This window comes from Streptomyces sp. ISL-87 (genome assembly GCF_018614095.1).
GTDB lineage: Bacteria > Actinomycetota > Actinomycetes > Streptomycetales > Streptomycetaceae > Streptomyces.
The window spans coordinates 91,311-102,322 of record NZ_JAGGOY010000032.1 but is presented as its reverse complement, the minus strand read 5'-3'; the positions used below and the strand labels follow the sequence as shown (position 1 = coordinate 102,322).

At 69.2% G+C, this 11,012-nt stretch carries 11 protein-coding genes and 1 riboswitch; of the genes, 10 read left to right on the top strand and 1 reads right to left on the bottom strand.

Going from position 1 to position 11,012, the window contains the following annotated elements:
- Window positions 1-90: 90 nt before the first annotated feature.
- From J7I97_RS12650 to J7I97_RS12605, 10 genes are all read left to right on the top strand, one after another.
- Window positions 91-681: a CDP-alcohol phosphatidyltransferase family protein gene (locus J7I97_RS12650; RefSeq protein WP_214933913.1), complete on the top strand. Its 591-nt coding sequence runs from the start codon at window positions 91-93 to the stop codon at window positions 679-681.
- A 99-nt stretch (window positions 682-780) separates the two neighbouring features.
- Window positions 781-3,276, top strand: a complete 2,496-nt coding sequence (locus J7I97_RS12645) for a mannose-1-phosphate guanyltransferase (RefSeq protein WP_214933911.1) — start codon at window positions 781-783, stop codon at window positions 3,274-3,276.
- A gap of 97 nt (window positions 3,277-3,373) precedes the next feature.
- Complete coding sequence (locus J7I97_RS12640) at window positions 3,374-4,279, top strand: DUF881 domain-containing protein (RefSeq protein WP_214933909.1); 906 nt, start codon at window positions 3,374-3,376, stop codon at window positions 4,277-4,279.
- Window positions 4,276-4,608 carry a small basic family protein gene (locus J7I97_RS12635; protein WP_214933907.1) on the top strand — a complete coding sequence of 111 codons (333 nt, stop codon included), beginning with the start codon at window positions 4,276-4,278 and terminating at the stop codon, window positions 4,606-4,608. Before J7I97_RS12640 ends, J7I97_RS12635 begins: the two co-directional genes overlap by 4 nt.
- A gap of 5 nt (window positions 4,609-4,613) precedes the next feature.
- On the top strand, window positions 4,614-5,420 hold the full coding sequence (locus J7I97_RS12630; RefSeq protein ID WP_251049661.1) for a DUF881 domain-containing protein: 807 nt from the start codon (window positions 4,614-4,616) through the stop codon (window positions 5,418-5,420).
- A gap of 480 nt (window positions 5,421-5,900) precedes the next feature.
- The gene (locus J7I97_RS39565) at window positions 5,901-6,443 is read left to right on the top strand and encodes an FHA domain-containing protein (RefSeq protein ID WP_285441084.1); all 543 of its coding nucleotides are present in this window, start codon (window positions 5,901-5,903) and stop codon (window positions 6,441-6,443) included.
- Between the two features lie 77 nt (window positions 6,444-6,520).
- Window positions 6,521-7,285 (top strand): MerR family transcriptional regulator, encoded by a 765-nt coding sequence (locus J7I97_RS12620; protein WP_214933903.1) that lies wholly within the window; start codon window positions 6,521-6,523, stop codon window positions 7,283-7,285.
- Window positions 7,286-7,337: 52 nt separating this feature from the next.
- Entirely contained in the window at window positions 7,338-7,811 is a 474-nt protein-coding gene (locus J7I97_RS12615) for a bifunctional nuclease family protein (protein WP_030009777.1), read from the top strand.
- Between the two features lie 180 nt (window positions 7,812-7,991).
- Complete coding sequence (locus J7I97_RS12610) at window positions 7,992-8,630, top strand: MerR family transcriptional regulator (protein WP_214933901.1); 639 nt, start codon at window positions 7,992-7,994, stop codon at window positions 8,628-8,630.
- A 90-nt stretch (window positions 8,631-8,720) separates the two neighbouring features.
- Window positions 8,721-10,238, top strand: a complete 1,518-nt coding sequence (locus J7I97_RS12605; protein ID WP_214933899.1) for a DNA polymerase IV — start codon at window positions 8,721-8,723, stop codon at window positions 10,236-10,238.
- Window positions 10,239-10,388: 150 nt separating this feature from the next.
- Here the strand turns inward: J7I97_RS12605 and J7I97_RS12600 are convergent, their stop codons facing one another.
- Window positions 10,389-10,790: a PRC-barrel domain-containing protein gene (locus tag J7I97_RS12600; RefSeq protein ID WP_214933897.1), complete on the bottom strand. Its 402-nt coding sequence runs from the start codon at window positions 10,788-10,790 to the stop codon at window positions 10,389-10,391.
- 118 nt (window positions 10,791-10,908) lie between these two features.
- Window positions 10,909-11,007: riboswitch (glycine riboswitch) on the top strand.
- The last annotated feature ends 5 nt before the right edge of the window (window positions 11,008-11,012 follow it).

Genomic DNA, 11,012 nt, shown 5'->3' with positions numbered 1-11,012 from the left:
GGCTTTTCTGCGTTCAGGACCCACGCCGGGTCTCCTGTAGGGTCAGGGGACAGGTTTCGATATTTCTACAGTCACAGTGGAGGCCCCCGGGTGGAGGTCCAGGAGACTCGGGTTCAGACTGACCGAATTTTCACCATTCCGAACATCCTGAGCATGGCTCGCCTCGCCGGCGTACCCCTGTTCCTGTGGCTGATCCTGACGAAGCACGACGGATGGGCACTCGCCGTCCTGATGCTCAGCGGGGTCAGCGACTACCTCGACGGGAAGCTGGCCCGGCGCTGGAATCAGATCAGCAGCCTCGGACGGCTGCTCGATCCTGCCGCGGACCGGTTGTACATCCTGTCCACGCTGTTCGGTCTGACCTGGCGCGAGATTCTGCCGTTGTGGCTCACAGGGGCGCTGCTGGCCCGTGAGCTGATGCTCCTGGTCATGGTCTGGATCCTCAGGCGCCACGGCTATCCGCCGCCGCAGGTCAACTTCCTCGGCAAGGCCGCGACCTTCAACCTGATGTACGCGTTCCCCTTGCTACTGCTCAGTGACGGTACGGGTTGGTTGGCCTGGACGGGGGCAGTTTTCGGATGGGCGTTCGCCGGATGGGGTACAACCCTCTACTGGTGGGCAGGAATCCTTTACGTGGTGCAAGTCCGCCGACTCGTGAAGGCGGACACCGCGGCCGATTGATCTCGCTCGGCGCCGGGCTGACGCGGAAGAATTGCGGAGTCACCGTCGGGACGGGTGAGGTCGGCAAGAACGTCGTCTCTCAAGGAGGACTCTTCCGACATGAAGGCCGTCGTGATGGCCGGTGGCGAAGGCACGCGTCTTCGCCCCATGACCTCGAGCATGCCCAAGCCGCTCCTGCCGGTGGTCAACCGGCCGATCATGGAGCATGTGCTCAGGCTGCTCAAGCGGCACGGGCTCACCGAGACCGTGGTCACCGTGCAGTTTCTGGCATCCCTGGTCAAGAACTACTTCGGTGACGGCGAGGAGCTCGGGATGGAGCTCACCTATGCCAACGAGGAGAAGCCACTCGGCACCGCCGGCAGTGTGAAGAACGCCGAGGAAGCCTTGAAGGACGATGCGTTCCTCGTCATTTCCGGAGATGCGCTCACCGACTTCGACCTCACCGATCTCATCAACTTCCACAAGGAGAAGGGCGCACTCGTCACGGTATGCCTGACCCGGGTGCCGAATCCGCTGGAATTCGGCATCACCATTGTGGACGAGGAAGGAAAGGTCGAGCGGTTCCTGGAAAAGCCGACCTGGGGACAGGTGTTCTCGGACACCGTCAACACCGGTATCTACGTGATGGAGCCCGAGGTCTTCAACTACGTGGACCCGGATGTTCCGGTGGACTGGTCGGGCGATGTCTTCCCGCAGCTGATGAAGGAAGGCCGGCCCATCTACGGCTATGTGGCCGAGGGCTACTGGGAGGACGTCGGCACGCACGAGAGCTACGTCAAGGCGCAGGCCGACGTACTCGAGGGCAAGGTCCAGGTCGAGATGGACGGCTTCGAGATCTCGCCCGGGGTGTGGGTCGCCGAAGGTGCCGAGGTGAGCCCTGACGCGGTGCTGCGCGGGCCGCTGTTCATCGGGGACTACGCCAAGGTCGAAGCCGGCGTGGAGATCCGCGAGCACACGGTCATCGGGTCGAACGTCGTCGTCAAGAGCGGGGCCTTCCTGCACAAGGCGGTCGTGCACGACAACGTGTACATCGGGCCCCACAGCAATCTGCGCGGCTGCGTCATCGGCAAGAACACCGACATCATGCGGGCCGCCCGGATCGAGGACGGGGCCGTCATCGGTGACGAGTGCCTCGTCGGCGAGGAATCGATCATTCAGGGGAATGTGCGGGTCTACCCCTTCAAGACGATCGAGGCGGGTGCCTTCGTCAACACGTCTGTGATCTGGGAGTCGCGCGGGCAGGCACATCTCTTCGGCGCACGCGGTGTCTCCGGGATCCTGAACGTGGAGATCACCCCTGAGCTGGTGGTCCGGCTCGCCGGCGCCTATGCGACGACCCTGAAGAAGGGGGCCACGGTCACCACGGCCCGTGACCACTCCCGCGGTGCGAGAGCGCTGAAGCGGGCGGTGATCTCGGCGCTTCAGGCCAGCGCCATCAACGTCCGGGACTTGGAGAACGTGCCGCTGCCCGTGGCGCGGCAGCAGACGGCCCGAGGCACTGCCGGCGGGATCATGCTGCGGACCTCGCCCGGGGTGCCGGACTCGGTGGACATCATGTTCCTGGACGAGCGCGGAGCGGATCTCTCGCTCCAGCAGCAGCGCAAGCTAGACCGGGTGTACGCGCGCCAGGAGTACCGGCGGGCGTTCCCCGGCGAGATCGGCGACCTCCAGTTCCCGGGAAGCCTCTTTGATGCCTACACCGGGTCGCTGCTGCGGCGGGTGGACACCACCGGGATCGCCGATTCCGGGCTCAAGGTGGTGGTGGATGCCTCCAACGGCAGCGCCGGGCTCGTGCTGCCGAGCCTGCTGGGCCGGCTCGGGGTGGACGCGCTGACGATCAACCCGGGGCTCGACGAGACCAGGCCGACGGAGACCGCGGAGTCCCGGCGGGCCGGGCTGGTGCGGCTCGGGGAGATCGTCGCCTCGGCGCGGGCGGCCTTCGGCGTGCGCTTCGACCCGGTGGGGGAGCGGATCTCCCTGGTGGACGAGCGCGGGCGGATCATCGAGGACGACCGGGCGCTACTGGTGCTGCTCGACCTGGTGGCGGCCGAGAAGCGCAGCGGCAAGGTGGCGCTTCCGGTGACCACGACCCGGGTCGCCGAGCAGGTGGCGGCGTACCACGGGACCCAGGTGGAGTGGACGACGACCTCGCCCGACGATCTGACCCGGGTGGGCCGTGCCGAGAACACGATCTTCGGCGGGGACGGCCGGGGCGGGTTCATCGTCCCGGAGTTCAGCAGTGTCTTCGACGGGTCGGCGGCCTTCGTCCAGTTGATCGGTCTGGTGGCGCGGACGCAGCTCACGCTGAGCCAGATCGACGCCAGGATTCCGCGGGCGCATGTGCTGAAGCGGGATGTGCCGACGCCGTGGGCGGTGAAGGGGCTCGTCATGCGGCGGGTCGTGGAGGTAGCCGGCGAGCGGCAGGTGGACACCACCGAAGGGGTGCGGGTGGTCGAGACCGACGGGCGGTGGGCGCTCGTGCTGCCGGACCCGGCGGAGGCGGTGACGCACCTGTGGGCCGAGGGTCCCGACGACGCGTCCGCGCAGGCGCTGCTGGACGAGTGGGCGGCCGTGGTGGACGGAGCCGGGCACTGAGGACGTAGGACCGGAGTCCGGCGGGCCGGGGCGGCGAGTCTGCGGCCCTGGCCCGCCGGACGGGTGCATTCGGTGCGGGCGGCGCCGACATGCGACGATGTGCGGCATGTCGCAGCCGCCCAACAACCGGAGTTCGGCCACGCCCCCCGCGCGCCCGGACGCTTCCATGTCGCTGCTGACGCACGTGATGGACCACACTCTCGACGAGGGCTATGCGGAGGCTTCGGCCCGGCGTGAGGCGGAGGGTACGGCGGGACTGCCCCGGACCCTGAAGGCCAAGCTGGCGCTCGCCGCCGGGCTCGTGCTCGCAGCGATGGTCGTCACGCTGGGCGCCGCCCAGGCCCGGGTGTCGGCGCCGGTGCTGGCCAAGGAGCGCCAGGAGCTGATCGACCGGGTGCAGCGGGCGGACGATCACGCGGACGGTGTGGAGCGGGACATCGAGCGGTTGCGCGGGGACGTCGCGGACCGCCAGCGTGAGGCGCTCAAGCAGCAGGGCGGGGACAAGGGCCAGCTGGTGGCGTTGCTGTCGGGTGCCACGGAGGTCCACGGACCCGGCGTCAAGCTGGTCGTGGACGATGCGAAGGGTTCCTCGTCGGGCGGCGGTGACGGTCCGCGTGAGAGCGCCGGGTTCTCGGACACCGGCCGGCTGCGGGACCGGGACATGCAGAAGATCGTCAACGGGCTGTGGCAGTCCGGGGCGGAGGCGGTCTCCATCAATGGGCAGCGGCTGACGGCACTGTCGGCCATCAGGGCCGCGGGTGACGCGATACTGGTCGACAACAAGCCGCTGGTGCCGCCGTACGAGGTGCTCGCGATCGGTGACAAGAAGCGGCTCGGCACGAAGTTCCAGGACTCCGCGGACGGCCAGTACCTTCATGTGCTCCAGGAGAGCTACGGGATCCGCTACACCCTGTCCGCCGTGAACGAGGTGCGGCTGCCGGCCGCGTCCAGTCTGACCGTACGTACAGCTACAGCAGTAGAGCCGAAGAAGGGTGCATCGTGATCGCGGTACTGGGCCTCGTGGCCGGAGTGGTGGCCGGACTTCTGGTCCGGCCCGAAGTGCCGGCCGTGGTGGAGCCTTATCTGCCGATCGCCGTGGTGGCGGCGCTGGACGCGGTGTTCGGCGGTCTGCGCGCGATGCTGGACGGCATCTTCGTGGACAAGGTCTTCGTGGTGTCGTTCCTGTCGAACGTGGTCGTGGCCGCGCTGATCGTCTTCCTCGGCGACCAGCTCGGTGTCGGCTCGCAGTTGTCCACGGGTGTGGTCGTCGTTCTGGGTATCCGCATCTTCTCCAACGCCGCGGCCATCCGCAGGCACGTTTTCCGGGCGTGAGGCCGATGAACACGAACGACACTCCGCCCGAGGAACCGAACGTTCCCGAGCAGCCTCTTAAAGAGGGGCAGGCGCAGGCCGCGGAGCCCGCGCAGACGGGCCGACAGCGACTGGCGGCCGGTCTGTGGCCGCCGCGGGTGAGCCGTGCCCAACTGATCGTCGCGGCGCTGCTGTTCCTTCTCGGTCTGGGCCTGGCCATCCAGGTGCGCTCCAACAGCGATTCCAGTGCGCTGCGCGGAGCCCGCCAGGAGGACCTGGTCCGGATCCTCGACGAACTCGACGGTCGGACCAAGCGCCTGGAGGACGAGAAGCAGAAGCTGGAGGACCAGCGCAGGGAGCTGGAGAGCAGCTCCAACCAGGCGGAGGAGGCTCGGAAGCAGACCGTGGAGAAGGAACGTCAACTGGGCATTCTGGCCGGTACCGTGGCAGCGCAGGGACCGGGTATCACCCTGAAGATCACCGATCTCAAGGGCCAGGTGCAGTCCGATCAGCTGCTGGACACCCTCCAGGAGCTGAGGGCGGCCGGCGCCGAGGCGATCCAGATCAATGGTGTGCGCATCGTGGCGAGCTCGTACTTCTCGGACGAGGGCAATGGGATCGGGATCGACGGTACGAAGATCTCACAACCCTACGAATTCAGGGTGATCGGCAAGTCGCAGGATCTGGAGCCGGCGCTCAACATTCCCGGCGGTGTCGTCCAGACGTTGGAGAAGGAACAGGCCACCGTCGCCGTCACACGGTCGGCGAAGATCGTTGTGGATGCCTTGCGGGCTGCGAAGCAGCCTGACTACGCTCGGTCGTCATCACCGTGAGGTGGGACGGAAGGTGGAGCTCACGCGGGCTGAAGCCTGCGGGGGGTCGGCGCACTGAAGTCGCGGTGCGTGGTGGAAACTGTCTGGTGGTTACGGACGTTGTCAGTATGTCCGGGTCGGCAGGTGTTGCATTCGGAGTTCGTCCTGCCCCACGGGCGGGTCTGTTTCGGTCAAGGGGAATCGCCCGTGAAGTTGTTTGAGAAGTTGTTCGGCAAGAAGAACCGCGAGGAGAGTGGTGCGGCCAGGCACCGCGCGGGGCATGGAGACGTGGAAGGGCAGGGCGACCGGCCGCTCTTCCGTGACGAGGTGGCCGGCGCAGGGGATATTTCGGGCGCGCAGGGCGCGTCGGCTGTTGACCCTGCTGGTACCGGACGCATAGGTTTCGGTGAACCATCAACCTCAAGTACGGGTGGAGGGTTTGCCTCCGACCCGTATGCCACCAATGCCTCCGCGGGGCAGCCGCGGCGCGAGGAGCCGTCCATGTCGGCCGAGCAGGTTTGCAGCAGGTGCGGGCACCGCAGCGATGCGGCCAGCCGATTCTGCTCCAACTGCGGGGCGCCGCTGCGGGCGGGTCTGACGCCGGAGCGTGCCTCGGAGACCACGTCCACCATCTCGATCTCGGGCCTTGAGGCCTACGAGGCCGAGGTGTCGGGACAAGCGCACGCGTCGTCCTCGCTGTCCCCCGAGGCCCAGGCCGCGGTGGAAGCACTGCCTCCGGGTTCCGCTCTGCTGATCGTGCGGCGCGGGCCCAACTCCGGCAGCCGCTTCCTGCTGGACGGCGAGCTGACCACGGCAGGCAGGCACCCGCAGAGCGACATCTTCCTGGACGACGTCACCGTCTCCCGGCGCCATGTCGAGTTCCGCAGGGGCCAGGAAGGCGGCTTCACCGTCTCCGATGTGGGCAGCCTCAACGGCACGTACGTGAACCGTGAGCCGATCGACTCGGTCGCCCTGCACAACGGCGACGAGGTGCAGATCGGCAAGTACCGGCTGGTCTTCTACGCGAGCCTGCGGAGCGTCTGACGCCCCCAGACTCCGTCCGGGGGGACCCCCGCCCCCCAGACTCTGTCCGGGGGGACCCTCACCCCAGGGAAGGTCCCATGCTGCGTACCCCGACCGGCGGTGCCCCCAAGAACGGCACCGCCGGCTCGTCCGGACGGCTGGTGAGCATCGGCACCGTGCTCACCACACTGCGCGACGAGTTCCCCGAAGTCACGATTTCGAAGATCCGTTTCCTGGAGGCGGAGGGGCTCGTCGAGCCCAGGCGCACACCTTCCGGATATCGCAAGTTCAGCACCGACGACGTGGAGCGGCTCGCCCGCATCCTGCGCCTGCAGCGCGACCACTACCTGCCACTGAAGGTCATCCGCGAGCAGCTCGACGCGCTTGACCGGGGCGAGCAGATCCGCATCCCGGCGCCCGCGGCGCACGGGGAGTCCGTCGATCCCAACAGCCCCTCGGCCGTGTACGGCGAGGTGGGCCGGGAACGGCCGACCGTGGCCCGCGTGGGGCGGGCCGAGCTGATGGCGGCCGCCGAGGTGGACGAGGTCCAACTCGTGGAGTGGGAGTCGTACGGCCTCATCGCCGAGGCTCCCGGTGGCGGATTCGACGCCGAGACGGTCACTGTGGCCCGGCTGGTGGCCGATCTGGGCCGATTCGGGCTCGAGCCCAGGCATCTGCGGGCGATGAAGGCTGCCGCGGACCGGGAGGCCGGGCTGGTGGAGCAGGTCGTGGCACCACTGCGCCGGCATCGCAACCCGCAGACCAGGGCGCATGCCGAAGCCACCATGAAAGAGCTCGCGGGGCTCTCGGTAAGGCTGCACGAAGCCCTCGTACAGACCGCTCTCGGGGTCCGGCTGCACTGACCTCGAGGGGCCCGACTACCCAAACCTGCCGGGCAGGTCCTAGGGTTGCTGTGTGAACGAGCTCGACGTTGTGGGTGTCCGGGTGGAAATGCCCTCCAACCAACCGATCGTGCTCCTGCGTGAAGTGGGAGGCGACCGGTACCTCCCCATCTGGATCGGACCAGGGGAGGCGACCGCCATTGCCTTCGCGCAGCAGGGCATGGCCCCTGCCCGGCCGCTGACACACGACCTGTTCAAGGACGTGCTGGAGGCGATCGGCGAGGAGCTCACCGAGGTCCGCATCACGGATCTGCGGGAGGGCGTCTTCTACGCGGAGCTTGTCTTCGCCAGCGGGGTCGAGGTGAGCGCGCGGCCTTCCGACGCCATAGCGCTGGCCCTGCGTACGGGGACGCCGATCTACGGCAGTGACGGCGTGCTCGACGACGCCGGAATCGCCATTCCGGACGAGCAGGAGGACGAGGTGGAGAAGTTCCGTGAGTTCCTCGACCAGATCTCGCCCGAGGACTTCGGCACCGGGCCGCAGTGAGGCGTCGGCCGAGTCGTCCACCGGGGAGTGTCAGCCCATTCGAGTAGCCTTTCCCCGTTAAGGGGCACGGGAAACCACTCTCAGGGTGATTATCACTCGGCGTGCCGAGTGTGGCGATCGTTGACGCACCCCTGGTGACTGCCTACCTTCAAGGTGGCAGGTCAAGGACGGAGGGTCGGCGTGAGGATCACGGGCGACGGTACGACCGGGGGCATCCCCGTACGGAGTGAGGGTGGGCCGTACCCGCTGCGCGGTGGAGCGGTCGGCTCCGCGCGCCGTCAGCCGGAGTCGACGCCGGTCGCTCCGGTGGGCGGCGAGCCGGCGCCCGAGCAGATCGGCTACCGGGGACCAACGGCGTGCGCCGCGGCCGGTATCACGTACCGGCAGCTCGACTACTGGGCGCGGACCGGGCTGGTGGAGCCCAGTGTCCGCCCGGCGTACGGCTCGGGCACGCAGCGCCTGTACAGCTTCCGGGACGTGGTCATCCTCAAGATCGTCAAGCGTTTCCTGGACACAGGGGTCGCGCTCCAGAACATCCGCACGGCCGTGCAGCACCTGCATGACCGGGGTATCGCGGACCTTGAGCGGATGACGCTGATGAGCGACGGCGCCACCGTCTACGAGTGCACCTCGCCCGACCAGGTCGTGAGCCTGCTCCAGGGCGGGCAGGGAATCTTCGGCATCGCGGTCGGCGTGGTCTGGCGCGATGTCGAGAACGCGCTGTCGCAGCTGCACGGGGAACGGGTCGACACCGGCGAGACGATGGTCGGGCACAACCCGGCCGACGAGCTCGCGGCGCGGCGCAACCGGGCCGGTTAGGGCGTGCCCCGGGGCCTGATCCTCAGGGCGGGCCCCGGTTCCCGCTCCGGTGCCGCCGCGATGTCAGTGGCGTAGGGCAGCATCGGTGCTGTGAGAGCCGCGCCGACCATCCTGCATCTGGACATGGACGCCTTCTACGCCTCCGTGGAGCAGGCGTCGAAGCCGAGTCTGCGCGGGAAGGCCGTGATCGTCGGCGGGCTCGGCCCGCGCGGGGTCGTCGCCACCGCCTCCTACGAGGCCAGGCGCTTCGGGGTGCATTCGGCGATGCCGACGGCCCAGGCCAGGCGGCTCTGCCCGAACGGCGCCTATCTGATCCCCCGCTTCAGCCTGTACCGGGCGGTCAGCGACACCGTCATGGCGCTGCTGCGGGAGCTGTCCCCGCTGGTGGAGCCCCTCAGCCTGGACGAGGCCTTCGTCGACCTGGAGGCGGGCGGCACCGCCTTCGACTCCGGGACCGCCCGGGCGACGGGGGAGCGGCTGCGGGCCGACATCCTGGCCGCCACCGGGCTCAGCGGGTCGGTGGGGCTGGCCGGGTCGAAGATGCTGGCCAAGGTGGCCTCCGAGGAGGCCAAGCCGAACGGGCTGCTGCTGATCGAGCCGGGAACCGAGCGGGAGCTGCTCGCGCCCATGTCGGTGCGGACCCTGCCCGGGGTGGGACCGGCCACCGGGGAGCACCTGCGGCGGGCCGGGATCACCACGGTGGGCGCGCTGGCCGAGGCCGGTGAGGACGAGCTGGTCCGGATGGTGGGTCGGGCGCACGGGGTCGGGCTGTACCGGATGGCGCTGGGGCTGGACGACCGGCCGGTGGTCGCGGAGCGGGATGCGAAATCGGTGTCCGTGGAGGACACCTTCGACGTGGACCTGCACGACAGGGTCCGGATCCGGAACGAGGTACAGCGGCTCGCGGACCGGTGCGTGCAGCGGCTTCGGGGGTCCGGGCACTCGGGGCGCACGATCGTGCTCAAGGTGCGGCGCTACGACTTCTCGACGCTGACCCGGTCCGAAACGCTGCGCGGGCCGACGGACGACCCGTCGGTGGTGCGGGAGGCGGCGGCGCGGCTGCTGGAGGCGGTGGACACCACGGGCGGGGTGCGGCTGCTGGGGGTGGGGGTGACAGGGCTGGCGGACTACACGCAGGAGGATCTGTTCGCCCAGGCGCTCGCCGCTGGTGGGGAGGGGGCCGGCGCGGGTTCCGGGGCCGACGTGGATGGGCCGGACGGGGTGGATGACCGTCGTGCGGCGGATGCGGCGGATGCGGCGGATGCGGCGGGCGCGCCGGGCGCGCCGGAAGTGTCCAGTGCGGTGGGCGGGGCCACAGGTCCCGTAGCGGACCGGGAGGCGCCCGAGCTGCCGGGGGAGCCCGAGGTCGCTCCCGAGCGGCGCTGGGCGGCAGGGAGCGACGTACGGCACGCGGTGTACGGGCCGGGGTGGGTGCAGGGCAGCGGGGTCGGGCGGGTGACCGTGCGGTTCGAGCAGCCCGGGTCGCCGCCGGGCCGCGTGCGCACCTTCCGGGTGGACGACCCCGAGCTGGAGCCGTCCGACCCACTGCCGCTGGTGGGGGAGCCGGGACAGGCAACCGCAGACCCCAGGGGACCGACCGGCGGCTGACCCGGCCGGGCCGGGTGCCGGGCGGGGCCGCCTTGGGCGTGGACGGAGCTGCGTGGGACTGCCCAACGGCGCCGGCGGCCTGGAGCCGGCCTCGCAGGGCCTGGGCGGGCGCCCGCCGGGAGGACCGGGTGCGGGCCCTGGCCCGGGCGGTCAGCCCTCCTCGCCCGCCAGGCGGCCGAAGTCGCGGTCGTCCGCGGGGAGCGGGGGCAGGGGCGGGGAGTGGTGGAAGTCGGAGGGGAGGGCCAGGTCCAGGCCGTAGTGGTGGTAGAGCTGGAGCTCCTGCTCGGGGGAGAGGTGGCGGCCGACGCCGAAATCGGGGGCGTCCCTGATCAGGGAGCGTTCGAAGGGCACCCGCAGGGTGTCTCCGACCACCTCACTCGGCTCCAGGGGCACGAACGCGTCCCGGCTGAAGAGGCCCGTTCGGACGGCGGCCCATTCCGGGACGCCTGTGGCATCGTCGAGGTAGACCTCGTCAACGGTGCCGATCTTGGTGCCATTGCGGTCGAACGCCTTGCGGCCGATCAGGCTGCGCGGATCGATGTCGGTCTGCACGGTCCCGTCCCTCCATTGGTCGCAACTCCTCCGTAATGACTACAAAAGTGCATATTCGCAGAGGGGGCCACTCGAGGGAGGTCCCGGGATCCTCGCTGGTAGGCTGGGGGACGGCTGTCGACCCCGTGCGGGAGAGTCCTCCGAGTGAGTTCGACGGAGGCGCCGAAGGAGCAAATCCTCCCCGGAATCTCTCAGGCATACGTACCGCACGGATGAGGCCAC

Excerpts from the sequence above, each read along its gene's own strand:
- J7I97_RS12645 (WP_214933911.1), top strand. The coding sequence starts at position 781 with ATGAAGGCCGTCGTGATGGCCGGTGGCGAAGGCACGCGTCTTCGCCCC.
- J7I97_RS12630 (WP_251049661.1), top strand. The coding sequence starts at position 4,614 with ATGAACACGAACGACACTCCGCCCGAGGAACCGAACGTTCCCGAGCAG.
- J7I97_RS12640 (WP_214933909.1), top strand. The coding sequence starts at position 3,374 with ATGTGCGGCATGTCGCAGCCGCCCAACAACCGGAGTTCGGCCACGCCC.
- J7I97_RS12620 (WP_214933903.1), top strand. The coding sequence starts at position 6,521 with ATGCTGCGTACCCCGACCGGCGGTGCCCCCAAGAACGGCACCGCCGGC.
- J7I97_RS39565 (WP_285441084.1), top strand. The coding sequence starts at position 5,901 with ATGTCGGCCGAGCAGGTTTGCAGCAGGTGCGGGCACCGCAGCGATGCG.